General features: G+C 46.3%; 18 protein-coding genes. All 18 read right to left on the bottom strand.

Annotation, left to right across the window (positions count from 1 at the left end; translation table 11 throughout):
* Window positions 1-134: 134 nt before the first annotated feature.
* On the bottom strand, window positions 135-881 hold the full coding sequence (locus tag AB4Z45_RS15220; protein WP_441910198.1) for a peptidoglycan DD-metalloendopeptidase family protein: 747 nt from the start codon (window positions 879-881) through the stop codon (window positions 135-137).
* A gap of 82 nt (window positions 882-963) precedes the next feature.
* Window positions 964-2,154 (bottom strand): stage II sporulation protein D, encoded by a 1,191-nt coding sequence (spoIID, locus tag AB4Z45_RS15215; protein ID WP_441910197.1) that lies wholly within the window; start codon window positions 2,152-2,154, stop codon window positions 964-966.
* A gap of 124 nt (window positions 2,155-2,278) precedes the next feature.
* A complete protein-coding gene (locus AB4Z45_RS15210; RefSeq protein ID WP_441910196.1) occupies window positions 2,279-3,469 on the bottom strand; it encodes an ABC transporter permease in 1,191 nt (396 codons plus the stop codon).
* Window positions 3,411-4,178 (bottom strand): ABC transporter ATP-binding protein, encoded by a 768-nt coding sequence (locus AB4Z45_RS15205; RefSeq protein WP_441910195.1) that lies wholly within the window; start codon window positions 4,176-4,178, stop codon window positions 3,411-3,413. Before AB4Z45_RS15205 ends, AB4Z45_RS15210 begins: the two co-directional genes overlap by 59 nt.
* A complete protein-coding gene (locus AB4Z45_RS15200) occupies window positions 4,175-5,680 on the bottom strand; it encodes an efflux RND transporter periplasmic adaptor subunit (protein WP_441910194.1) in 1,506 nt (501 codons plus the stop codon). The genes AB4Z45_RS15205 and AB4Z45_RS15200 overlap by 4 nt, the downstream gene beginning before the upstream one ends.
* A 331-nt stretch (window positions 5,681-6,011) precedes the next feature.
* Window positions 6,012-6,392, bottom strand: a complete 381-nt coding sequence (locus AB4Z45_RS15195; protein WP_441910192.1) for a DUF3846 domain-containing protein — start codon at window positions 6,390-6,392, stop codon at window positions 6,012-6,014.
* 649 nt (window positions 6,393-7,041) lie between these two features.
* A complete protein-coding gene (locus AB4Z45_RS15190; protein ID WP_441910256.1) occupies window positions 7,042-7,992 on the bottom strand; it encodes a carbohydrate kinase family protein in 951 nt (316 codons plus the stop codon).
* A gap of 11 nt (window positions 7,993-8,003) precedes the next feature.
* Window positions 8,004-9,461 carry a glycoside hydrolase family 32 protein gene (locus tag AB4Z45_RS15185; RefSeq protein ID WP_441910190.1) on the bottom strand — a complete coding sequence of 486 codons (1,458 nt, stop codon included), beginning with the start codon at window positions 9,459-9,461 and terminating at the stop codon, window positions 8,004-8,006.
* 24 nt (window positions 9,462-9,485) lie between these two features.
* The gene (locus AB4Z45_RS15180; RefSeq protein WP_441910255.1) at window positions 9,486-10,313 is read right to left on the bottom strand and encodes a carbohydrate ABC transporter permease; all 828 of its coding nucleotides are present in this window, start codon (window positions 10,311-10,313) and stop codon (window positions 9,486-9,488) included.
* Window positions 10,313-11,197 carry a carbohydrate ABC transporter permease gene (locus AB4Z45_RS15175; RefSeq protein ID WP_441874703.1) on the bottom strand — a complete coding sequence of 295 codons (885 nt, stop codon included), beginning with the start codon at window positions 11,195-11,197 and terminating at the stop codon, window positions 10,313-10,315. Before AB4Z45_RS15175 ends, AB4Z45_RS15180 begins: the two co-directional genes overlap by 1 nt.
* Before the next feature lie 106 nt (window positions 11,198-11,303).
* Window positions 11,304-12,611: an ABC transporter substrate-binding protein gene (locus AB4Z45_RS15170; RefSeq protein ID WP_083681614.1), complete on the bottom strand. Its 1,308-nt coding sequence runs from the start codon at window positions 12,609-12,611 to the stop codon at window positions 11,304-11,306.
* Window positions 12,612-12,802: 191 nt separating this feature from the next.
* Window positions 12,803-13,780, bottom strand: coding sequence for a LacI family DNA-binding transcriptional regulator (locus tag AB4Z45_RS15165; RefSeq protein ID WP_441910188.1), 978 nt, complete (start codon window positions 13,778-13,780; stop codon window positions 12,803-12,805).
* A gap of 173 nt (window positions 13,781-13,953) precedes the next feature.
* Window positions 13,954-15,390 carry a UDP-N-acetylglucosamine 1-carboxyvinyltransferase gene (gene murA / locus AB4Z45_RS15160; RefSeq protein ID WP_441910186.1) on the bottom strand — a complete coding sequence of 479 codons (1,437 nt, stop codon included), beginning with the start codon at window positions 15,388-15,390 and terminating at the stop codon, window positions 13,954-13,956.
* 300 nt (window positions 15,391-15,690) lie between these two features.
* Window positions 15,691-15,957: a DUF1146 domain-containing protein gene (locus tag AB4Z45_RS15155; protein WP_076266234.1), complete on the bottom strand. Its 267-nt coding sequence runs from the start codon at window positions 15,955-15,957 to the stop codon at window positions 15,691-15,693.
* Window positions 15,958-16,072: 115 nt separating this feature from the next.
* Entirely contained in the window at window positions 16,073-19,231 is a 3,159-nt protein-coding gene (locus AB4Z45_RS15150) for a S8 family peptidase (RefSeq protein ID WP_441910185.1), read from the bottom strand.
* Window positions 19,232-19,922: 691 nt separating this feature from the next.
* On the bottom strand, window positions 19,923-21,476 hold the full coding sequence (locus tag AB4Z45_RS15145; RefSeq protein ID WP_441910184.1) for an NADH-quinone oxidoreductase subunit N: 1,554 nt from the start codon (window positions 21,474-21,476) through the stop codon (window positions 19,923-19,925).
* Between the two features lie 3 nt (window positions 21,477-21,479).
* Entirely contained in the window at window positions 21,480-23,111 is a 1,632-nt protein-coding gene (locus tag AB4Z45_RS15140; protein ID WP_441910182.1) for a complex I subunit 4 family protein, read from the bottom strand.
* On the bottom strand, window positions 23,108-24,979 hold the full coding sequence (nuoL, locus tag AB4Z45_RS15135; RefSeq protein ID WP_441910181.1) for an NADH-quinone oxidoreductase subunit L: 1,872 nt from the start codon (window positions 24,977-24,979) through the stop codon (window positions 23,108-23,110). Before nuoL ends, AB4Z45_RS15140 begins: the two co-directional genes overlap by 4 nt.
* Window positions 24,980-24,983 lie beyond the last annotated feature (4 nt).

Raw genomic sequence — 24,983 nt, 5'->3', positions numbered from 1 at the left:
CGTTGTGGCCAAGCTTGACAGGCAGGAATGTGAATAAATTTTCATAAAAACATAAAACAGGCAGGGAATTGCTCCCTGCCTGTACGACTAAAGTCCTATTTTTATACTAAGCTGACGTTATGGTTTAACTTGTATTACTCTTGGACTAACGAGCTTGGGTTTATCGCCTTGCCATTGCTTCTTGTTTCATAATGAAGGTGGATGCCCAAATCGCGTTCCAAATCATTGCGACCGGCTTTTGCGATTACTGTACCTTGCGTAACATCATCGCCTTCTTTAACTGTTACATCCGCTAAGCTTTGGTAAACAGTCACTAGACCGCCCTCATGTGTGATTTCGACGGAGTTGCCGTTAGTTGGATGCTGCTCCACATAAGTAACCTTGCCTGATAATGCTGCAAGCACATCAAATGTTTTTCCATTTGGGTCAACAAAGTCGATACCCATATGAGGAGAGAACTTGTCACCCGTTTGGATCAATGCAGCTTCGCGTTCTGCGTCACTTGCTTTTGCATCGTAGAATGGAAGCACTTCTTTAAGCACGGTTTTGTCAGCTAGCGGCCAATGGATCGATTCGTTGGCAGCAATAACTTCTTGCACTTCTTCATCCTTGCCTTGCGTTCCTGACGCTTCCCCTTGTGTAACTTCAGAAGGCTCGGTTTTTCCTGTTGTCGCTGTCGGTTTTGTATCCGCCCCCTGATAGATCCACATTAAGGTTACGATAATTGCTGCCGCGGCCATGAAGATTGCTGGAGATACCCATCGCTTTGCAAAAAGGTTCTTCCATCCACTGCTAGATTTGGCGGCAGACGTTCCTCCCAGAACAGTTTTGGGAGTTTCTTCTGGTCTTTGCTTCGGTTTACTTTGATTTTGATCATTCATTTTCTATCACCTCACTAGCCATTGTTACCAGATCTGCTAGGTTTATACGTGAGGTGAATACGAAATATTGAAAGAGTTCAAATTACGAGCGAGCTCTCAGCTCTTCCGATAGCTTCGAAGCTTGTTCCACTTGAACGCTAGAATAATAATGAGCCAGAATAGCTTCGGCTTTTGCCCCTGATTGCGCCATTCCATTGGCTCCCCACTGGCTCATGCCGACGCCATGCCCATAACCAAAAGTCGTTATGGATATCGATTTATCTTTTATATTCCAAATAAATTGAGAGGAAGCAAGTCCTAGCAGCTCTCTCACTTCTCGGCCTGTGAACGTTTTGTCTCCGATAATTATCTTGCTGATTCGATTTCCTTCCGTCTTCTCTATTACACGAATGGAAGGTTTGGCAGAGTTCTTCTTTGCTACTCCTAGCTTACTGTAAAACTCGTTAAGCGACAGCTTGACCGTTTCTTTATATTTCGGCGACAGCTCTTTGTCCCAGGGGCTTGCCACGCTGCGCAAATATGGAATTTCTTGCGTCCAATAGTCCTCCGAGTTTTCGGTGAATCCATTGCTGGTAGAGAAGAAAGCGGCATCTATCGGTTCGCCTTTATAAGTGATAACCTTGCCCTTCGTCTGAAGGATTGCTTCATTAAGCTTGCTCATATTGTTTTTCTGCTCATTCTTTGGCCATTTGGCTGCGAGCTCTGCAACTGAAATATACACTTGATGATCGGTTGTGTCCGTCACATCCGCTCCTTTTACCGGAACTCCGCTGTCATTGCCAAGAAAAATTCTACGAATCATATACGTACGTGCTGCAATGGCTTGCGCCTTTAACGCCTCAAGCTCGAAGCCGATTGGCATTTCCGCAGCTACTACACCGCGAACATACGCTTCAAGCGGAACTCGCTCTATCCGCTTTTCCTTCGTCAAATAAACGCGAATAACGAGACGATCAATCGCATCAAGCGTTTCTCCATTCTTCCCATCACCAGCCGTTGGCCGTTTTAAAAGATCATTTTCAGAAGCTGGAATGAGCGCATCCGCATCATCCAATATGCCCGTTTTCGGCATCGTTTGATTACCCGCTTTAATAGATGCGTTGTCTTTTAAAGACCTAGCAGCCTTCGCATCATGAAGCTCTTCAACTGAAAGCCTTACTAGAATGACAGATGCGCCAAGCATCGCTCCGATTGCAAACAAGGCCATCGGTCTGCTTGTCCGCATACGATCGATCATCGAAACTATTGAAAACGTCCCTCTTCTTCGCCTCATGAGCTCTCCTTCCATCTTGGCCGGAAAAAGGAAGCAGGAAGCTGCCGCTGCCGCCTCCTCTCTCTTAATACGGGTCCTGATGGTTCATTCTATGAGCACAAATAATAGGGTAGAACCTTAAAGTCTAATCATGCCGAAGCGCGTCAACCGGCCGCAGACCGGCCGCTTTATTTGCAGGCAAATAGCCAAATATAACGCCTACGAGGGCAGAAAAAACAAAAGCTAACCATACAGTATCTAAAGGTACTTCCGTTTCCGTTTTCATAATCATTCCAATAGTAAAAGAGGCGATATATCCAAGTCCAATTCCTAGTGCGCCTCCCAAACCGCTGATGCACACCGCCTCTACTAGAAATTGAAACATAACATCCCGCTTTTTTGCTCCCAATGATTTACGAATGCCAATCTCTCGCGTTCGCTCTGTTACAGACACTAGCATAATATTCATGATGCCGATTCCACCTACAATAAGAGAAATGATCGCTACATAAATGAGCTGCCTGTTCATCGTTTCATTAACGGAATTTAATGTCTTCATCGCTTCCTCTTGATTAAACACCCTGTAGGCATTCTCATTGCCACGGAATTTCTCATAGAGAACAGCTTCGACGGCAGTAACCGTCGCAGCCATACGATCTATATCCGAGACAATTAAGTTAATAGTAGAAACGCCGCTTGTTTGGAATATTTTCTGAGCTGTCGTTATCGGAATTAATATTTTCTCGTCATTTGAGCCGCTGAGTGAGCTTCCTTGCGATTCCAGCAATCCAACAATCGTGAAATTATAACCGTTTATCGTTATCTTTTTCCCTACTGCCGCCGCAGGGTCCACTCTCTCGTCCTCAAATAAATCCTTCGCGGTCTCCACCCCAATAAGCGCAACCTTTGTGTTGTTTGTTATATCTGGAGAGGCGATATACCTGCCATCCTGTACGGGAAAGCTTTTCACTTCCTCATAAGCGGCGGTTATTCCTTCTACGGTAACGGATACCTGCGTCTTGCCGTATTTCGCATATCCTGTTGTGCTCGTCACAGGCGCAACACCCGCAATATTCATGACATCTCCAAGCTCATTCGCTTCATCGACTGACAGCGTCGTAACTGTTCCACGTCCAAGAATATTAACGGAGAGCGAGTTTGGGCTGCCAAGGGAAGATACCTGCTTAGCCACTTCATTGGAGGAAGCCTTCCCCATAGCTACAAGCGCAATAACTGTTGCAACACCGATCAATATACCGAGCATCGATAATATTGTTCTAAGCTTGTTGGATAAGACGCTCTTGACTGCCATCCTGAGACCTTGCGTAAGCTTCATCGCTGTCCCTCCTCTCTTGCTCCCGCTCCGTCAACACCCCATCCCGTATAATGACCGTACGGCTTGCTCGTTTGGCTACTTCCATATCATGTGTAATCAAAACGATAGTCTGGCCCGCGCGATGGAGCTCATCCATCATATTGAGCACTTCCATGCCTGTCTTAGAATCAAGCGCGCCTGTTGGTTCATCGGCAAGCAGTATAGGCGGATTAGTCGCCAGAGCGCGCGCAATGCCAACACGCTGCTGCTGCCCGCCCGACAGCTCGTTTTGGCGATGGTTCATTCGATCACCGAGCCCTACTCTATTCAGCGCTTCCATCGCGCGCATACGCCTCTCCTTGCCCGGCAGCCCCCGATAAATAAGCGGAAGCTCGCAGTTCTCAAGTGCTGTGAGCTTCGGAAGCAAATGATACCCTTGAAAAATAAATCCAATTTTTTTATTTCGTATTTCCGTCAGTTTATTATCGCTTTGTCCAGTCACCTCAAGCCCCTCAAGCCTGTAGCTTCCTTCGCTCGGCAAATCAAGACAGCCAATAATATTCATAAGCGTCGATTTTCCAGAGCCGGATGGACCCACGATGGCTAGAAAATCACCTCGTGCAACCGTGAGAGAGACCTCATGGAGCACTGTCATTTTTTCACGCGCCATCGTATAAAACTTTGTGATCTTGTTCATTTCTATTAATGGACCATTCAGCGTTGAGCTCATCGTGGACCACCTGTTCCTGTCCGCATTCCTCCGCCCATGCCTCCTGGGAAGACCATTACGTCGCCAGCAAAGCCGCCCTGCCGCATTGTCGTCTCCGCAGAGCTGCTGCCCATGCCAGCCGTTCCTTGGGCAATCGGAACAAGCACACTGTCCCCTTCTTTTAGCCCGGAAACAATTTCCACAAAATTTTCATTGCTGAGTCCTGTGGTCACCTCAACCAGCTGGCCGCCAAGCGCATCCGGCATGCGGCCGCCACGACCGCCAGCTGCAAATCCGCCGCCAGCGGCTGCACGACCTGCTCCCGATTGTCCTGCTGAAGCCGCTCCATCTGCTGCAATGGATTGACCCGTGCCTGCTCTTGCACCATTGCCTTGCGCACCCTGAGCACCTTGCCTCGCTGCCCCTGTTCCTGTTCCCCCCGTCGGGGCTTTCTGTACTCCGCTTGTTGTAGTGCCTTGTCCGGTCGCCGTTCCTTGTTTCCCGTCTACAGCTCCACCAGGAGCAGCTGCCCCTTCTTGCTGCTGCCCAGCCTGTCCAGCGCCTGCCGATGCACCCGCTCCGCCATTTTCGGACGGAATACGAACGAAAGACCGTGTGCCCATTTCGACGACAGCATTTACTGGTACAAGAATGATGTTTTCCTTAGACGCAATTGTAATGGCTGCCTCACCAGACATCCCCGCCTTCACGCCTTCAATGTTCTTTAGCAATAAATTCACTTCAAATGAAGATGAACCGTTATTGGAAGTACCCTCCATCGCAATATCCGATACGGTTGCATTGATCTTCTTGTCAGTCAGCGCGCTTAAGGACAAATCTGCCGATTGATTAACCTTTAAAGCAGATATATCAAGCTCATCCACAGATGTAACAAATTCCAGCTTCGTATAATCTACAATTGTAGCTATTGCCGTATTGGCATTCACCTCATCGCCTACCTCAATAGACATTTCGGTAACTTCGCCATCTATGGAGGCTGTCACTACTTTTTCCTCTTTTTCTTGTGCTTCATAGATATCTTGCAGTTGATCTTGGTAGTCTGCGATCTCATCGTTTGCATTCTCAATATTCTTTTGAAGCGATGCCTTCGTGGCCTCTTCATTTTCAGTGCCCGTTGCTTCCTTATAGCTTTGTTGGTATTCAGTAATCGTTTCTTGTAGTTTTGTGATGCTTTTATTGATCGATTTAATTTTGTCATCATTGTCGTCCGCAGACTCAAAGGTAACAAGAATTTGTCCCGCTTTAATCTTATCTCCTTTTTTGACATTCACAGTAGCTATGGTGCCGCTCTTGCCAGCAGTCACTGATTCCCTCGAATTAGCTGCTACCGAGCCTGTCCCGCTAATTTGTTTTACGATTGACCCTTTTGTCGCCTGCACCGTCAGAGACGTAGGCATTACACCTGCTGCTTCCTTATCCTTAGCAAAATAAAAATAATAGGCACCTGCTCCAGCCGCGGCTAAAATAATTAAAATGCCGAGCCCTATCGTCCACTTCTTCATCTGCTTTAATCCACCTTCCATTGGTCTTAGTGAGATCGACTATAGCATTCAAAAATGAACGGAAGATGAACAAGCTTGCTCCTTTTATGCTGTAGGAAGCTTGGCGTAAATACATGAACGCATGCGTGCTTACAAACAACTAATCATTGCTTTTCCTCTGCTCTAAACTTGTACGTTAAATAGCTCCCGCCTATTGAACGGATGGGAGCATACATATCATTATGAAATAATATGTAAGGCGGCAAGAAATCGTCAGCAGGGGCAATGTTACTAAATAAAGAAAAGAAATAAAAAAAGAACGGAGATCCCTCTCCGTCCTCATTCGTTCGTATTATTTTCTAGTAAATTGGTGATAGGTCTTACGGTCGATGAAGTTGCTCATGACAGCCTTAATCTCGTCTTCTGTCAACCCAACCGGTTCGCCGTCTTCATCGGTTCCAGTGAAGACAGCATTTCCAATAATGGATACTTTAGGTTCATACTCATCCTGATTTCTGATTCGCAATTTCTCTGTAAGATGGAAATTGTATGCTGATCCATCTGTCTGCAAGTCCATGTTAATCCATAAAACAACGTCATTCCATATAGTAATAGACTCGACGTTGCCCTCTGCAATTTCTTCTAATCCATCGTAGATGTTCTCATTTATTTCTATTTCTTTTACTTCTATGTCTTTTTCGATTTCAGCGACAATGACCTTCATGGCAGCCATACAACAACGCACCCTTCGATATTCAAAATGAATGATTTTTATTAATTCTATGACAAGTGCTTACCACATTACAAACTATCACTTGAGTACATGCGAGCAAGGTGTGCGTCAAATAGCCCTATTTAGATATCAAATAGGAACAAATATATGTTAGAAGAAAGTTACAGGGTATCAAAAACAACTTTCGGGTATCTTCCGGGCTTAACAGGAAGTAACCACGCACTATAAACATCGTGTAACCGGCAATTTCAAGCTTCACGAGCTCTCTACTTATTCAAGTACTACAGGTACGCTTACATCCATTCTTTTTAGCCGCCACATACGCCGAATTCACACTATAAGAACGTATGCGTGCTTACAGACAGCTAACCAACGCCGTTTCTTCGCTGTAAGAACACATACGTGCTTACAGCCATTCTTTTTAGCCGACGCATACACCAAATTAGCACTTTAAGAACGTATACGTGCTTACAGACAGCTAACCACGCCGTTTCTTCGCTGTAAGAACACCTACGTGCTTACAGCCATACCTGCCATACCTGCCATACCTGCCATACCTGCCATCTATCCATACCTTAACACATAAAAAAGAGAGCATGTCCCCCTCACCCAAACTGACGAGAAAGAAACATACTCTCATAAAGTGCACTTATAAAGGAGGAAGCTCCTGCAAAACAGGCAGCGACGAAATCGCGCCAGCTCTTGTTGTCGTAAGAGCAGCGGCGGCGTTCGCAAACGAAACCAAACGTTTGGCCGTATCGCCATTCATTTCGCTTAACGCTTCTTCACTTCGCTGCATCTGGTACAGCAGCGCTCCAATAAAAGCATCGCCAGCCCCAGTCGTATCCACAACGGCTACTTTCTGGCCAGGAGTAGATACTTCGTAGGAAGACGTATACCACACCGCACCATCCGCTCCCTTTGTGTAAATAACAGCTTGAACGTCTCCGACAAACAAAGAAGCAATAGCCTCTTTCTCGTCTTCAATTCCCGTCACAAAAGCAAGCTCATCCGAGCTTATTTTGACAAGATGGCTCAAAGGAATGAATTGCAGTATCGTTTGTCTGCACTGCTCATGATCTGCCCATAGCGGCAGGCGCACGTTAGGATCAAAGCTGATGAGTCCTCCTGCTGCTTTCATTCCCGCAATCGCTTTGAGATGTGCATATTTCACAGGAGCTTCAATAAGATCTACTGAGCAATAGTGTAAAATATCTCCTTTAGCGAACCACTCTTCGTTAATCTCATCCTCTGAAAGCAGCATATCGGCACTTGGATTTCGGTAGAAAGAAAAATCGCGGTCCCCGTCGGCTTTTAAGCTTACAAACGCAAGAGCAGTATTTGCTTCATTCGTTTGAAGCACATGCTGGGTATCAACACCTGACGCTTTCATCGTTTCCAAGAGAAAGTCACCGAAAGCATCTTTACCCAACTTACCTATGAAGGCACTGCTGCCGCCTAGCTTCGCAACCGCACAAGCAACATTAGCTGGAGCGCCTCCTGCTTCCTTCGTGAAACCAACGACATCTTTGAGTTCAATGCCGCGAGTATCCGGAATAAAATCAATTAACGCTTCACCAATCGTATATAGTTTAGACAGATTAAGCCCCCCTAGCTAATGTCCCATTTTTTAAAGGATACCATATTACAAGCACCTTCTGCGTAGGCGAATATGCCGAGAGATTCAGTACCTGGGTAAATACGGCCTGTCATCACCTTCTCGCCGCCTTGAATGAACACCTCGACGGAGGATTTATCGACGAATATGCGCAAAGCCAGCAAACCATCCTTCAGTTCAACACTCGTCCTGCGCTCACCGCCAAGACCAATCCCTGACTTATCGCGATTAAAACGGAATTTGCCTTCTGCTTGCTGATAAGACAATACGGTTTCTTCCTCGCCGTGCACCCTCAGCTTCAATCCAAATTCCTTGGCTTGATCTGCGTGGAATACGACCTCCAGCTCATAACAATCGCCGCTAACTCCCATATCTTTAACAATATCTGATAAGTTAATATCGCTTGCCTCATAAGCATTTTTCCGGTAATTTTTCATTTCCTCAAGCGGTTTGAACAATAACGACTCACCCTGCAAAATAACTTCGCGCGGCAAAGTCATAGCGCCGGCCCAGTAATGCCCAAGCTGCGTCGGAATTTCTTGTTCCCATGCCTCCATCCAGCCGATGATAATGCGTCTGCCTTTTTCATCAACTGTTGTCTGCGGAGCATAAAAATCAAAGCCGCAGTCAACCGGCTCATACCGATCATACTGAAATCTGCTTTGCTTAATATCCAAGCGTCCAATCATATAGGTCGTGGAATGCAGATTACGATAGTCATCTCCTTGCGCAGGCATACGCTGCGGCGACATCACCAGCACGTCACGCCCTCCGAGCTCAAACAGATCAGGACACTCCCAGTTGTCGCCAAGCTTCCCATCACTGCGCGCGATTTCCCCGCTAAAACTCCAACTCACAAGGTCCGTTGAACGATATAGCAAAATAAGTCCGTGTCCCTGTCCATCATTTGACCCTAAAACTGCATAATAAACACCGTCGTGCTCGAATACCTTCGGATCTCGGAAATCCTTCTGGCTGAATCCTGACGGTATTTGATCTGAACCAATGACAGGATTGCTAGCCAGCTTCTCAAAATGGATGCCATCGTCGGAAACTGCGATATTTTGATTTTGACTATAATCAAGCTCTCTATTAGGGCCCGTTATCAAATGTCCCGTATACATCAAATACAGCTTGCCATCCCGCTCAACAGCACTGCCAGAGAAGCAGCCGTCACGGTCATAGTCCTGATCGGGCGCAAGTGCAACCGGGAGGTACTTCCACTTGATGAGATCATGGCTAACCGCATGTCCCCAGTGCATAGGCCCCCATACGGGCTGATAGGGATAATGCTGATAGAACATATGGTATTCACCGTTATAATAAACAAAACCATTCGGATCATTCATCCAGCCAAACTCGCTCATTAAATGATAAGCAAGGCGGTATTCCTCTTTCAACAAATACTTGCGTTCTGCAATAAATGTGTCGGCATTTTCTCTTGTATACAAAATAAAGCATCCAACCCTTACTTATTATTTAATTGAGCCTTGCATGACTCCTTGGATAATATATTTCTGCGCAAACAAGTAGACAACAAGCACAGGCAATATGGTCAGCATAAGCCCTGCCATTAATGGTCCATAATCAACCGAATACGTACCGAAGAAATAGAAAGTAGACAACGGCAGTGTCCGCTCATCCGGCGAAATCAACACGAGGGAAGGCAATAAAAAGTCATTCCAAATCCATAATACATTCAAAATGGCAATCGTAACCGTCGTCGGAGCAAGCACCGGAAATACGATACGGAAGAAAGTTTGCGTCCGCGTGCAGCCATCGATAAGCGCCGCTTCTTCCAGCTCGGCTGGTATGCTTTTTACAAACCCATGATAAATAAAGACGGCCAGCGGACTGCCAAATCCAACATACATATAAATAAGGGCCCATTTGCTATTAAGAAGACCAATGGTTCCGTATATTTTGACGAGAGGGATCATAATGGCTTGGAAAGGTATGATCATGGCCGCAACCATAAGAAAAAACATGTATTGGTTCGTTTTTGTTTGGTTTCGCACAAAATAATGAGCCGTCATTGCAGCTAAAATAGAGATAAGCACAACGCTAAGCACAGTTATGACTACAGAGTTCATAAATGCCGATATGAAATTCATTTTTTCAAATGCATTTGTATAGTTCGTGAAGCTTAGGCTATCCGGCAAGGAAAGCGGACTTGATGTGATTGCCTTGTTTTCCTTAAATGAGTTGATGAGCAGCATAAAGAAAGGAACGACGAACAGAACTAAAATAACGAAGAGGGCGATGAACTTCGTCCATGCGAGCCATTGGTTCTTTTTCTCCATCACGCCTCAACCTCCAGCTTCTTGCTAAAATAAACCTGTGCTATGGTAATCGTCGCCACAAGCAGGAACAGGACAAATGCTTCTGCTTGGCCTACGCCATAATCCCGCGATAGAAATGCCTTCTCGTAAACATGCATCGATACCATTTCCGTACTTTTGAACGGTCCGCCTTTTGTGAGTGAAACGTTCAGGTCATAAACCATAAAGCATCTTTGCAGTGATAGGAAAATACAGACGATAAACGATGGAACCATCAGCGGCAAAATCATTTTGCGCATTTTCGTCCATAAGCTCGCACCATCAATACTTGCTGCCTCCAAAATATCCTTAGGCACATTCATAAGCCCAGCTACATAAATAACCATCATATAACCGGCATATTGCCATACCGTGACGATAATCATCGACCAGAAGGCTTTGTCCGGGTCAGCCAGCCATGAGGAGCTGAATAACGGAATACCCCATTCTTTGCCTAGATACACGAGTACATTCGAGAAAATAAATTGCCATACAAAGCCGAGTACAATGCCGCCTACCAAGTTGGGAATAAAGAAGCCTGCTCTAAAAATACTTTGCCCCTTCAATCCTCTCGTTAATACGTAGGCTAGCAAAAACGCAACGACGTTAATAAGGGCAACTGAAATAAAAACATATTTTAACGTAAGCAAAAAGGATTTCCAAAAAACAGCATCCTTGAATACCGCTACGTAATTCTCAAATCCAACCAAACTGCTTGTCGTCGATATGCCATCCCAATTCGTAAAGGTCAAATAAATCCCATACAAGAATGGAATAATCATTACAGCAAGAAAAGCAAACAAAGTCGGTCCGGTAAACAGCAGCCGCAATCGCAATCGATTCCACAGCCCTTTTTCCGTTATCATCATGATCCCTCACATTCAAGCATGGTTTTGTAAGTCAAAATACGATAAAGAGTAAACAGCTTACCCCGTCGTTTGGCGGGGTAAGCCTTCTATAAGCTATTAAGGATTATTTAACCGTCTTCCAATACTCCACAATATCTTTCGTCAACTCCGCACGATCCGAAGCACCTGCTAAATATTTCTGCATCGATGCGCCAAGCTTAGCCCAGTGGTCAGCTGGCAGCGTGCTGATTGAATCCTCTGTTTTGCCGTTTGCGATATGTTCAGAAATAGACTTTGCAAGCGGATCTTTCGCTTCAAGTGTAATGTTCTTGAATGCTGGAATAATATTCGCTTTGTTCACGAGGAAGTCTTGCCCCTTCTCGCTGTATACCATCCACTCCAAAAACGTTTTTGCAGCAGCCTGCTGCTCAGCCGTATTTTTTTCCTTGTCGATGACCAAACGCTTCGAAACCGCAGAAGACACTTGTGTATTGCCAAAATCATCTGGATTGTTGCTTATAGGGACAGGTAGAAAGCCGTATTGTCCGCTTGCCGTATCAAAGCTGCTAATTTGTGGCCAAGCCCAGTTCCCTTGGAACCAGATGCCCACCTCTCCTTTACCAAGCACCTCTGGACCGCGCTCATAGGTACCGGACAATGGGGAAGCTTTGTCGATATTGTATTTTGTCATGATGTCGAATGTATCCATTAGTCCATTGAAAACCGTATTGCTAGCTAAATCGATTGTTCCAGCCTTCAAATCGTCTATGAACTTTGCAACTGCAGCCGTATCAGCTGATTGACCCGCGTAAGCCAGCGGCAAATAATGTGCTCCCAGAGACCAATCCATCGGCGAGATAATAAGCGGCGCTTTTCCCGAAGCTTCGATTTTCTTGAACAGCTCTTCAAGTGCGCTTGTTGTGTTAATCGTTGCTGGATCAAATGTTCCGCCTACCGCTTGATCTACAACAGCTTTGTTATAAATAAAACCATAACCTTCAACTGCAAGCGGGAAAGCGTAGTTTTTGCCATCAAATGTCGTTAGCGCCGTGCTGCGGTCAACGGCATCCGCCATCCACTTCTCACCGCTAAGATCAAGAACACGATCCTTGAATTTCTCAACATCTCCTGTATCGAGCATCGTAATGGTAGCCGGGTTTCCTGATGCATAAAGCGCAGACGCTTTCTCAAAAGGTGACTGTCCAGCCGGTACCGGTATAATTTCAAGCGTAATGTTAGGATTATCCTCTTTAAATACTTTCGCAGCCTCTTCGAGCTGGGCTTGAATCTCGCCCTTCGAGTTAAGCAACGATATCTTTACTGCAGAACCTCCATTAGACGATCCCGCATTATTCGAATTGCCACATGCCGTTACAACCATAACTACCATTAGCGATAATGCTATCGCCTGCATCCATTTCAATGATTTCATTTGATTGCCCCCAATTTTTTGAGATTGAAAAAGATTGAAAGACGATTTACCGATCGTGTAAACCGCTTACAAAACGTATTATATAATTGTGAATAAGAGTATGTCAATCGTTTGACATGTTAAACGATTGACATAACTTTTAAAAAAACAAAAAACCCTTGCTGCGCTTGGGTTTTTCACGTTTTTTCAATCTATGTAGAAGCTCGTTTAATCAGTTCAACCGGTAAAATATTTTCGAATTCGAAAGCTTCCTCGTTCATCTGCTTCATAATCAAATCAATCGCCATTTTTCCAATTCCTGCAATCGGCTGTTTCACCGTTGTCAGCTCAGGCGTGAGCCATCTGGCTGCGCTAATATCGTCATAACCGATAATTTTCACATCCTCCGGGATTCGTTTGCCGGCGATCACACACTCCTTAACTGCAAAAGCAGCAATAATATCACTCGTTGCGAAAATGCCATCCAGATCGGGATGATCCTGAAACAGCTGATGTATAATTTGCTCGTACTGGAGTTGATCAAACACATTCATATCAGTCTGAATAATGACATGCTCGATCCCCTTCTCCTTCATCACGGCTTGAAACGCTTCTGTACGCTGATTTGCAAGCAAATGAAGCTCCAAATTACCGCATATATGCGCAATTTTTTTGCAGCCCTCACCAACCAGCAATTGTGCCGCAAGGCTCCCGCCTGCATAATTATCGGAAGAGATATACGGAATTTCACTGCTGATTTGACGATCAATCGTAACAATTGGCGAGTTCAAATGTTTATACTCATCGACCTGAAGCGTATGGCTGCCCATAATAATGCCATCCACACGATTGCGCTTCAGCATTTCGATATAATCCTTTTCTTTCTGCGGGTCAAGCTGGGAATTGCAAAGCAGCATTTTGAAGCCGAGCTCATAAGCATAGTTTTCTATGTGATTCGCGAGCTCGCTGAAAAAAGGATGAGCTACACTAGGTATAATAAGACCAATAACGTTAGATTGTTTTCTTAGTAAAGAGCGGGCAATCTCATTCGGCTGGTAATTTAATTGCTCCATCGTTTGATAAACCTTCGTTCTCGTTGCTTCACTAATATAACCCCGATTGTTTAAAACGCGGGAAACCGTCGTCACGGATACGTTCGCTATTTTTGCCACATCGTGTATCGTTGCCATGGCCGCCCCTTTGCTTATTGCAGTAGTAGTAACCATTATAGCTAAATGGTTAGCCTTATTATACTTAATAAATAATTCAAAAGTATAGATTGTCCAAACAAAAAGAAGCTGTTTCAGATAAGCCCTTTGCGACTTATTTGAAACAGCTTCTTTATCTTGTTCTTAACGGAAAATTAAGCCCACGTCGGCTGAACTTTGAGAACCGCAACCTCTTTCTCACGCTTAAAGGAAGCAGCTGTATCCACATCAGAAGACGTTGAAGAGATCGCCACTACAGCAGCGGTATCACGCACTGCCGATGTAACTTGGACCGAAACGGATGTCTTGCTTGCCGCCGTGTCTTCCTCGCTAATCAGCTCAATACGATGAATATCAGCCCCAAGAGCTGCAAGCTTGCCTGTAATGTTGACATAACCGCGATCCACATGATGCAGACCTGTTACTTCAGTCTCGCCTTCCGCCCGCAAAGCCGCACAAATAAGTGCTGCTCCTGCTCTTAAATCGGTAGCGCATACCTTTGCACCCGTTAGCGGCATACCGCCATTAACGATAGCTGTACGTCCATCGACTTTAATTTGAGCGTTCATCTTCTGGAATTCCTCGACATGCATAAAACGATTTTCGAAAACCGTTTCCGTCACAACGCTTGTTCCCTCAGATACGAGGAGAAGAGCCATCATTTGAGATTGCATATCTGTCGGGAAACCTGGATGCGGCAATGTTTTCACATCAACCGATTTCAATTGCTTGCTCGATTGTACACGAATTCCGTTATCGCTCTCCGTAATTTCTACGCCCATTTCCTGCAGCTTAGAGATTACCGGCGTCAAATGATCAGAAATTGCACCTTCAACGAATACGTCACCGCCTGTAATAGCAGCCGCAATCATATACGTGCCTGCTTCAACACGGTCAGGAATCACATTATGGGCTGCGCCATACATCCGGTCCACGCCTTCAATACGAATAACTCCTGTACCAGCGCCACGAACTTTGCCGCCCATAGCATTGATATAGTTGGCCAAATCCACGATTTCCGGTTCTTTGGCTGCATTCTCAAGAATCGTTGTGCCATCTGCTAAAGCAGCTGCCATCATAATATTTTCCGTTGCGCCTACGCTGGCTACGTCTAGGTAAATTTTCGCACCCTTAAGACGCGTCTTTGTACTGGCTTCGATAAAGCCCTGTCCAAGCGTAATTTCAGCGCCCATCGCTTCAAAGCCCTTCAAATGCTGATCAATCGGACGAGTGCCGATCGCACAGCCGCCAGGCAATGAAATTCTTACCTTGCCTATCCGACCAAGAAGAGGACCCATAACTAAGAAGGATGCCCGCATTTTTCGAATAAGCTCATAAGGAGCTTCATAATTCGTAATGGACTGCGCTGTAATGCGCATCGTTTCATTATTATAGGATAATTGTGCGCCTAAAGAGGCAAGCACCTTCTGAATCGTCATAACGTCGTCGAGGAGGGGTACGTCATAGATGACGCTGTCTCCTTCTGTCGCCAATAATGAGGCCGCTAAAATGGGGAGTACTGCATTTTTTGCTCCGCTAACACGGACCGTTCCCTTCAAACGCTGGCCTCCGCGGACGATAATTTTGGTCATCTTTTGGTTCCCTCCGCGAACTGCATTTTCTATTTCCTATTTGTGAAAAAAAAGGTTTATCTCACTTTACCCAACCTTCATCTTATCACTCAATTACACCAATCGACAAGCGTTATATTATTACCATTTTTTACATGTCATTCCCAGCGCATTTTATGACTTTTTTCTCCAAAAACGTCTCTTTTTCACGAAAAAACTACGTTTCCGGTTCGATTACGGGTCCTGATTTATACCTATTCGCAAGCCATCGGCTTTTTGAGACCGTCATGTATTACCCATTGTTGACATGTTTCGCTTTTGTTATTCGACAAACGATTTGAGAAGAACGGTGTAGCCCCAATATTCCAAGATGAATTTTGCTAACAAATGACCCATAATAATAGCAACAAATACTTGAAACAAACGGGCCTTTGGACTCTTTGGAAAACGGAAAAAAGCTTCCCATTTCACCTCTTGCAATACAAACCACACCAGAATAATGCTGAGAATAACAATGATTATAGAAAACAACCCGGTCATTCCGGTGTAGTTTTGCAAACCATTTATAAGACCATAATTAACGTCCATGATGCCTCCTGAGCTTTTTCATGTTTTAAGCTTCAAACTCAAGCAGCTTTACAAGCAGCATTTCATTGCTTCATATTATTAACGTAACTGGAAGCCATTTTGTTTGATGAAAATATTAGGTGATAAATCGGTGGAGCAGCACCGTGTAGTCTGCACGGCTAGCCTGCAGGCTTGGTTTGTACAGATTTGATTCTATCCCTTCAATTTGTTTGTTCAACTTCATGGCATACAGCATGGGTGCTGACCAATGAGACTTTGGTACATCAGCGAACGGATCAATAACAGGCAGCTTAGGCCGTACACCTTCCGCATAACCGATAATCATTGCCATTTCCGCCCTTGTAATCGGCTGATCCGGCTTGAACTCGCCATTCGGGAATCCTTTTACCCAGCCTTGCTCTACAGCCCTCGTAATCGCATCATTAGCCCAATGTTTTAATGGGACGTCTTTGAATCGCTTCCCTTGCACGCGACTTGATGAAGCTGGCTTATATGCCTTCACAACCATTGAAACAGCCTCAGCTCTCGTTATGGAGCGTCTAGGCTCAAAACGATTTTGTCCTGTTCCGTTAATAATGCCTTTTTTGTTTAACGCGATGATTTCATTTTGAGCCCAATGACCTTTAATATCACGGAATCCAGCAACCAACTCCTCTGATTTTACCTTTAAGCGATAATACTGCTTGTCAAAAGGAGCATCTGCTTCCAGCTTCACGTAATACACTCCAGGCTGCAGCAGCTTTTCTTCGGTTTGCAGCTTCCCGCTTGCTTTTGTTTTGGATGCCGTAAGCTGCTTCATCCGTTTATCATAGAGCAAGAGGCTCAAATCAACGTCAAGCGGCACACCGTTTACCGTCATGCTGATGATGCTGGCGTTTGAAACCCGGATTTGAAACCAATCTACGTCGGAGTAGCTGCTAATTACACCAAGGTACTCCGTACCTGGATTAATCATAAACGCCTCGTACGATTTATCGTTTGGTTCATTCGGATCATCATATTTTGGCATATAATCCATCTTCAATATGTAGGTGCCTATGGTCGGACTAGCTTCTGAGGAGATCGCATTGTGAACACGAATATAATATTTACCAGGAGTCACAGTTATGACTGGCGACTGCTCAGTCTCCCCTTCACCCTCATCATCGTACACCATTAATTGTTGCCCTGCCTTCTGTATAGCAAGCCCAGGATCAATACGTGCCGTATTCGTACTAAGCGTAAGACTTAGCTTCCCGCTCTGCGTAAAGGTTACCGTAAACCAGTCGCGATCGGCGGTTTGATGAAAGTTTCCCGTAATCGACTGCGTACGAGGCTGCAATGTATAGGCTTCAAACGATTTATCATTTTTCTCGTAATCATCCGGCTTCATCGTAAAAGAAGACGTGAGCAGATAAGGCAATTCATCATTGCTGCTCTGATTGATGAGCTCCAGATGAATGAGCTGCCGCCCTTTTTTAACCTCAAGATCAATGGACCTGCTTGCAAGCTTCGTATCGCTCGTGCTTTGCTTCACGCCATTCATGTAATGGGTGAGCCTAACAGGCGGAACAATCTTTCCGCTAGGAACAAGCCCTTCATATTGTATGGTCAGCGTGCCATCATACGGCGCATCGATTTGATACCAATCATGGTCGGATACGCCCTGCAGCAAAGCCGAAATTTGGCTGTTCAGCGGAAACCGTGCAGCAGTTGATTGGGTGTCATTCGGTTCAAAGCCGTCTGGCTTCAAGGTTGAACGTACCGCTTGGTCGATCTGCAGCACACCGTAGCCTGACGTGCTGTCCGCACCTGGCAGTCCAATATCCTTAGCTGTTTGGCGCAGCAGCTCGCGTATCTGGTAAGGCTTCATGTCCTTGTAGCGAGCCCATATGAGCGCTGCAGCAGCTGCGGCTTGCGGAGCCGCCATTGAAGTTCCTTCTTCTTTCTTATAGAGTCCACCAATGGCTGTTGTATATACATTCCAAGGTGCGACAAGATCAAGCTCAGTGCCTCGATTCGATCGACTATCGACCGTATTATTCGACTTGACGCCACCGACAGCGAGTACCGTCGGATAAGCTGCCGGGTATTTTACCGCAGCTTTCTCTCCAAAGGTGACGCCGTCATTGCCTGCCGCTGCTACGAGCAGTACGTTTTTGCTTTCCGCATATTGTACAATGTCGAGCATGTACGGAGAAAATCGATGCAGGCCAACCGACAGCACAACGATGCTTGCTCCGCTGCGAACGGCATACAATATGGCCTCGCCGAGCTCCTGTTCTGTTCCGTCACCTCGGTGATCCAGCGCTTTTATCGGCATGATTTTGGCTTTCCACAGTATGCCTGATACGCCAATGCCGTTATTTCCTACAGCTGCGATAACACCTGCTACACTTGTACCGTGCCCATTGTCATCATCGGGCGACTCGCCAGGGCTCACTAGATTAGCGCCTGGAACAAGATTAGGCTTCAAATCCGGATGTTCCAAATCAACACCTGTATCCACGATCGCTATCGTAAGCTGCTGCTGCTCGCGAACGGTTTCCCACGCCTTTTGCGCGCCGATCTGACTGAGATAAAGCTGCTTAGACAACTCAGGATCATTTGCTTTCAATGCTGTAGCCGCTGCGGCAATCTTCGCTGTGGAAGCAGCCTCAGACTCCTGCGGCGCCGCTGGCGGAGTCGAAGGTGTCTCTGAGGGCGATGCTTCGTTAGGTACAGAAGCTGCGGGTGATACATTGGATGGTGAAGACTCTTTAGGCCGTGCATTGCTGCGCGCGGCCTCTGAGCCTGCCGAGGCTGCGTCCTCCGACTCGCCGGCAGGCAGAGCAAGCATATGCACCCTATTGTTCGGGTGCACGTACTCTACGCCCGGCAGGCTTCGCAGCCGGTCGAGCCATTCCTGTACGTCCGCGCCTTCAGCGGCCGGACGTACGAGCATGACCGCCGCCTCATTCTGGCGGCGGAGCACCTCTGTCCCGCGCAGCTCATGCGCTAGCGCGGGGTCACGCCATTTGAGCAGCCAGCTTTGCGGCTGCTCTGCATCGGCGCCTTCGGCGCCCTCAGCCGCAGGGGATGCTGCGGCCAGCGCCGTAGGCGCCGCTCCGGGAGCGAACCCTGCGGGGGCTATGCCCCCGAGGGTGATGCTCCCGATCAGCAGCGCGGGCAGCGCGCGACGAAGGAGCTTGCGCGCGGCGAGCGTGGCAATGGCGATTGCTTGCATAGACAAGCGAGCTGTATGCTTTTTGAGCGCAGAGCCCTGTCGATCATCAGATGGGCTCTGACTAATCATTTGTGAATTTCGTAATCGCTTTGGTTCTTTTTGAGTGCTCATCATTTTCTGCCTTTTCGTATGAAACGGGTTATGGTTTGTTCCCACTTTCAATTGGATATTCCTTAACTACAATTTCTCTTTGCAGGTATCAATTCCCTTGTTTCTGTAAGACAAAAAGGACAAAAGTCCTACAACTATCCCGCTCCACAGCTCGGAACGTCAGTATTCGGCACAAACTATTATTTCCCGGTAAATATAGACGAGCGGCAACACTGGTTCACATAGAAAGAATAGTACTTCATGTCTACTATACTATGAACCTACACTTCCCCTGCTGCACATTACCCGCAACATTCTCCGCTGAAACACTGTAATTATATTTCTGCTCGTAATTCCTGATAAAAACAGCATCAGACAGCTTCCTCATTTCTTGCTATATGCAAGAAATGACTATAATCCAGCCATTACTATCATCATATCTAAAACTGCTGCTACAGTCTGTGTCCTTAACAGTAACTTTAACTTTAAGGCTAATTTTCAGCTTATAAACTACTTTCTATTTCCTCTGTGCCGCTTCGAAAATCCCCTTCATCGATTAAACAAAAAAATAGATCGTTTAAATAGACATCCGTTCATCATCTACTTAAACGACCTATTATTTTCACACCTCTAGAATACGAATGCTTCGCATCACTCTACTACAATCTGCTTATCCCATCATCATTAAATCGCCCTTGATCGAGAATATGGCATCAATCCATTGCATTAACGGTCCTGGGAAAATACCTAGTGCAATCGTTGCTGCTGCACACAGCCAGATCACAACTCCCGTTGCTCCAGATATTCGCACTTCATTATTTTCTTCTCCGCTGCGCATGAACATTTGACGAACAATGCCAAAGTAGAAATAGTAAGAAATGACGCTGCTTACGACGATAACGGCTACGAGCCAATAAGCTTTAGCATTCGCTGCACCGAGCAAGATAAACAGCTTCCCAAAAAATCCGCCGGAAATCGGCAAGCCTGATAAAGACAAGATAAATACTACCATAGCCGCTGCCGTCCAAGGCGCTCGGTAGTACATGCCCGCGAAGCTTTTCAGCTCCTCATGCCCCGATGCGCGGCTAACTACCGTAAAGACAGCAAACGCTCCTATCGTCATAAACAAGTAAGCAACCAAATAATAAACAAATTCAGAGAAGTTGCTGCTATGAACCATCGTTATTGAAATACCGATAGGCACCAGCATGTAACCCGCATTGGCTACTCCTGATAGGGCCAGCAATCGCTTCACGTTCCTTTGTTTAAGCGCAGCTGTCGTTCCGACGAGCATCGCTGCAGCAGCCATCACCAGCAGGACCAGGAAGAGATCATTTGATATTTTTGCCGCTTCTCCCGCTGCGCTGAATAAACTAGTGCTAAACATAACCCTAAATATAGCAGCCAGCGCAGCACCTTTGGCAATAACCGCTAGAAAAGCCGACACAGGCGTTGGAGCCCCTTGATATACATCAGGCGCCCACGCGTGAAACGGAGCCGCTGCAATCTTAATGCCGAATCCAGCAATCATAAACAGGAAGCCCACATAAGCAAGCGCTTTGAAATCCTGCATCGCCCGCGGCAAAGCATCCCCAATTACACCCAAATCGACTGATCCGGTTATGCCGTAAATGTACGACATGCCGAACAACACCATCGCCGAGGAAATCCCGCCCGTAATGACATACTTGAATGCCGCTTCAGCAGACAAAGTTGATTTGCGCCTAATGCCAACCAATACATAACTTGTAATACTAAGAAGCTCTAATCCGATATACAACGTAACCAGGTTTCCTGATGAAGCCATCATCATCGCGCCCATAAGCGCGGGAAGCACCAAATAGAAATACTCTGATTTGTCTGTTATCTCCACTTCATCCCGATCCGATCCAATGGCGAGCAGGATGATAAGCGCAGTACCCGTTAAAAATACAATTTTCAGCAGGCTGGCGAAATCATCAATGCGGTAGCTGTTGCTTAGCAGATGGATAGAGTCGGCAGATGCTCCTCCCTGATTCATATCCAACACCCGGAGCACGACTAGCAGCAGTGATGCAAGAATGCCCGCTAACGTCAGCCACCCTGTGAATTTTCTGTTCACACGCTTCGGCAAGAACAAATCCAATACAACAAGAAACAAAAACATGGCGGCCAGCATAAACTCAGGGGCAAGGTAGAGCATATCCGTCCATGTTAGTGGTATAAATGAAACGCCTTCGTACATGGTTTATCCCCCCGCCCTTGATGCAAGTAATTGTCCGAACAGCTTATCCATGCCATGCTGCACAGTATCCGTAAGGACGGAAGGAAAACAGCCGAGAAGCACAATGAATGCAAGCAGCACAATCATGGGAGCCGCCTCAATTAGCCTTGCGTCCTTAAATGCTCCAAACGACTCACGCTGTGGACCAAATGTAATCTTAAGTACAGCGCGAAGCATATAGACAGCGGTCAAAATAATGCCCAGCGCCGCAGCCGCAGTCAACCAGCGATGCGACTCGAATAGGCCGAGCAGCGATAGAAACTCCCCTATGAAACCGGATAAGCCCGGCAAACCGAGTGAAGCGAGCCCCGCAGTCAGCAGTACGCCGCTTATAAATGGCATAGACCGCGCTAACCCACCCAGCTCTTGCAGCTCGGTCGTTCCCGTTCGTTCATAGATGCTGCCAACAATCAGAAATAACAAGGCAGATATGAGTCCGTGCGATATAAGCTGGTATACAGCTCCCTGCAAGCCAATCTCGTTTATTGCAGCTATCCCGAGCAATACGATACCCATATGGCTGATGGAGGAATAAGCAAGCACTAGTTTAAACTCCCGCTGCCTGAAGGCTAGCAGCGCTCCATACAGTATATTTATGACGCCAAGCACAGCGAGCACTGTCGCAAATTGTCGCGCTTGATCAGGGAAGAGCATAATCCCAAATCGCAGTAATCCATAAGCGCCCATTTTCAGTAATATCCCGGAGTGAATCATGACAATCGAGGTCGGAGCTTCTGTGTGCACCTTAAGCATCCAAGTATGGAATGGAAATATCGGCAGCTTGATGCCGAAAGCAACCAGCAGCATAATAAACAGCACCCATTGCATCGTATCCGTCAACTGGAATGGATTAATTGAACCAAGCTGCTCATTAGTCAGGTTAACCCAAGCGGATGCGTCCGCCATGTTGCGGAAGATGTCTGTATAGCTGCCGCTGTAGATAAAGCTAACTTGTTCGCCTACTTGATCCACGCGGAAGCCAGCTGTGTTCACGAGAATAACGAACGCAATCAGCATAATGGCTGAACCAATTCCGTTATAGATTAAAAACTGATTAGCCGCACGCTCGCGATTGAAGTAACCCCAAATTCCGATTAAGAAGTACATCGCAACAAGCGTAATCTCGAAAAATACAAAAAACAAAAATAGGTCACGGGCTAAAAATACGCCAAGCATTCCGAGCTCCAGCAGCAGAAACCATACGAAAAAAGATTTCCATCTTTTCTTGATATGAACTGCTGCAAGTGCAGCCATTGCAGATACGAGCGTTGCGAGAAGCAGAAGCGGAAGCGACAGACCGTCAATGCTGAGCTCATATTGAAACGTAAACTTAAATTCGGATACGCCCGATGGCACCTCTTTATTTAGCGGCACTTCCACCCAGCTATATTGCTCGTCATATGCCGCCCCGCCCTGCTGCTTATTATAATCAGCATAAAGCCACAAGGAGAGCAGCAAAGGAACTAATGTGGTTATGACAACCGTTGTTTTCATCCAGCTGCTGCGCTGCTTCGGAAGCAGCAGCAGAACGATGATACCAAGCAGCGGTGCCAGTAATATAAGTGATAATATCGGAATGTCACTCAGGATGCTCATGGCAGGAACCTCCTTCCAACGATAGCAGCCACAAGAATGACGAACCCGATAACAGCTGCCAAACCGTAGGTTTGTACTTGACCGTTCTGCAGACGGGCAGCCACTCTCCCAGCCGAGGTTACAGCCGTGCCTGTCATCCTCACGATTCCGCCTATGACATAAGAATCAAACGCCATAAGCGCAGAGCCAATCAGCTTCAGCGGCTTCACTATGATAACGGCATAAAGCTCATCGATGTAATAACTATTTTCCAGCAGCTTGACTAGCTTAGGCATTTTTTCTTGCAGCACATCTTTGTTCACACTGTTTTTTCCATAGATGAGCCAGCCAATATAGATACCTAAAAGGCCAACCGCAATGGATGCAACAATGGCGATGCCGCTTTTATGCAAGGACTCTCCCCCATCAGTGATCCATGAGCCAAATGCGCCGTTCCATGGCGTCTCAATAAACCCAACAACAATGGCGAGAGCAGCCAGCACGATCATCGGCAGCGTCATCGAAACTGGTGATTCACTCGCATGAGAAGAGGCCTCGTTTGGTTTTCCCATAAATACAAGGAAGAACAACCGAGACATATAAAGCGCCGTACAGAAAGCGGCTGCCAAACCTACAATAAATAATAGTGGATTCGTCTCCCAAGCAACCGTCAAAATTAAATCCTTCGACCAAAAGCCGGATAATGGCGGAATGCCAGCAAGCGCTAAAGCGCCGATTGCGAACGTCCATGTCGTCACTTTCATTTTCGAGGCAAGTCCGCCCATCTCATGAATGTTCTGTGTATGTACCGCATGAATAATGCTGCCAGCACCAAGGAAGAGCAGCGCTTTGAAGAAAGCGTGCGTGAACAGGTGGAAGATGCCGCCTGTTAAGGAACCCAGACCAAGCGCCATCATCATATAACCCAACTGGCTGACCGTGGAATAGGCTAATATCCGTTTAATATCCTTTTGTACGAGTGCAATCGTCGCAGCGAATATAGCTGTAAAACCGCCTACATATGCGATGGTCTCCATAGCAGCTGCAGAATCCTGAAAAATATCATACGTTCGTGCAATAAGGAATACGCCTGCCGCAACCATAGTAGCAGCATGAATCAGTGCACTGATCGGTGTCGGGCCCTCCATTGCATCAGGAAGCCACACATGAAGCGGAAACTGGCCTGATTTGCCGATCGCGCCTACAAAAATAAGCAAAGCAATCAAAGTCGTAATCCCGTTCGTAATCGCACCCGATTGCCCATCAAATACGCTTTGAATCGTAGTGAAATCAAGGGCATGATCCGGCATATACCAGAAAAGGAGCATAATAGCGATCAGCAAGCCAACATCGCCGATTCTTGTTACAATAAATGCCTTCTTGGCCGCCGCTCGCGCTTTGGGCAGTGTAAACCAGAAGCCAATGAGCAAGAACGAGCATACGCCGACTAGTTCCCAGAAAATATAAAGCGATAATAAATTATCGGATAATACAAGTCCCAGCATAGAGAATGTGAACAAGGCAACATAACCAAAAAACACGGTTATTCGCTCATCATTTTTCATATAACCGGCCGAGTATACATTCACGAGAAAGCTGACGAGTGTCACGACCACCAGCATAAGCGCTGTCAGGTTGGTCACCTCGAAACCAATCTTCAGCGTATAATCTCCGATAGCAATCCAATCAAAGGAATAATTATAATCCACTTCATTGGTACCAAGTCGATCAATCATAATAAGCAAAGATAGAACGAAGGCGCCAAATGATCCAAGCGAACCGATGATAACGCCCGCTCGTCGATAGCTTCGACCGAGCGCCGTCAAAACGAGGAATGCTGCCAGCGGAAACAGCGGAATTAACCAAGCCGTCTGTGAGTACATATTCATACGC

This window comes from Paenibacillus sp. MCAF9 (genome assembly GCF_052114265.1).
In the GTDB taxonomy this organism is placed as follows: Bacteria; Bacillota; Bacilli; order Paenibacillales; family Paenibacillaceae; genus Pristimantibacillus.
Note: the sequence above shows the minus strand (reverse complement) of the source record. Positions and strands in the feature narration are given on the sequence as shown.

Bases quoted from the DNA above. Each gene is read 5' to 3' on its own strand.
- AB4Z45_RS15220 (WP_441910198.1), bottom strand. From the start codon at position 881: ATGAATGATCAAAATCAAAGTAAACCGAAGCAAAGACCAGAAGAAACT.
- spoIID (WP_441910197.1), bottom strand. From the start codon at position 2,154: ATGAGGCGAAGAAGAGGGACGTTTTCAATAGTTTCGATGATCGATCGT.
- AB4Z45_RS15210 (WP_441910196.1), bottom strand. From the start codon at position 3,469: ATGAAGCTTACGCAAGGTCTCAGGATGGCAGTCAAGAGCGTCTTATCC.
- AB4Z45_RS15205 (WP_441910195.1), bottom strand. From the start codon at position 4,178: ATGAGCTCAACGCTGAATGGTCCATTAATAGAAATGAACAAGATCACA.
- AB4Z45_RS15200 (WP_441910194.1), bottom strand. From the start codon at position 5,680: ATGAAGAAGTGGACGATAGGGCTCGGCATTTTAATTATTTTAGCCGCG.
- AB4Z45_RS15195 (WP_441910192.1), bottom strand. From the start codon at position 6,392: ATGGCTGCCATGAAGGTCATTGTCGCTGAAATCGAAAAAGACATAGAA.
- AB4Z45_RS15180 (WP_441910255.1), bottom strand. From the start codon at position 10,313: ATGGAGAAAAAGAACCAATGGCTCGCATGGACGAAGTTCATCGCCCTC.
- AB4Z45_RS15175 (WP_441874703.1), bottom strand. From the start codon at position 11,197: ATGATAACGGAAAAAGGGCTGTGGAATCGATTGCGATTGCGGCTGCTG.
- AB4Z45_RS15170 (WP_083681614.1), bottom strand. From the start codon at position 12,611: ATGAAATCATTGAAATGGATGCAGGCGATAGCATTATCGCTAATGGTA.
- AB4Z45_RS15165 (WP_441910188.1), bottom strand. From the start codon at position 13,780: ATGGCAACGATACACGATGTGGCAAAAATAGCGAACGTATCCGTGACG.
- murA (WP_441910186.1), bottom strand. From the start codon at position 15,390: ATGACCAAAATTATCGTCCGCGGAGGCCAGCGTTTGAAGGGAACGGTC.
- AB4Z45_RS15155 (WP_076266234.1), bottom strand. From the start codon at position 15,957: ATGGACGTTAATTATGGTCTTATAAATGGTTTGCAAAACTACACCGGA.
- AB4Z45_RS15150 (WP_441910185.1), bottom strand. From the start codon at position 19,231: ATGATTAGTCAGAGCCCATCTGATGATCGACAGGGCTCTGCGCTCAAA.
- AB4Z45_RS15145 (WP_441910184.1), bottom strand. From the start codon at position 21,476: ATGTACGAAGGCGTTTCATTTATACCACTAACATGGACGGATATGCTC.
- AB4Z45_RS15140 (WP_441910182.1), bottom strand. From the start codon at position 23,111: ATGAGCATCCTGAGTGACATTCCGATATTATCACTTATATTACTGGCA.
- nuoL (WP_441910181.1), bottom strand. From the start codon at position 24,979: ATGAATATGTACTCACAGACGGCTTGGTTAATTCCGCTGTTTCCGCTG.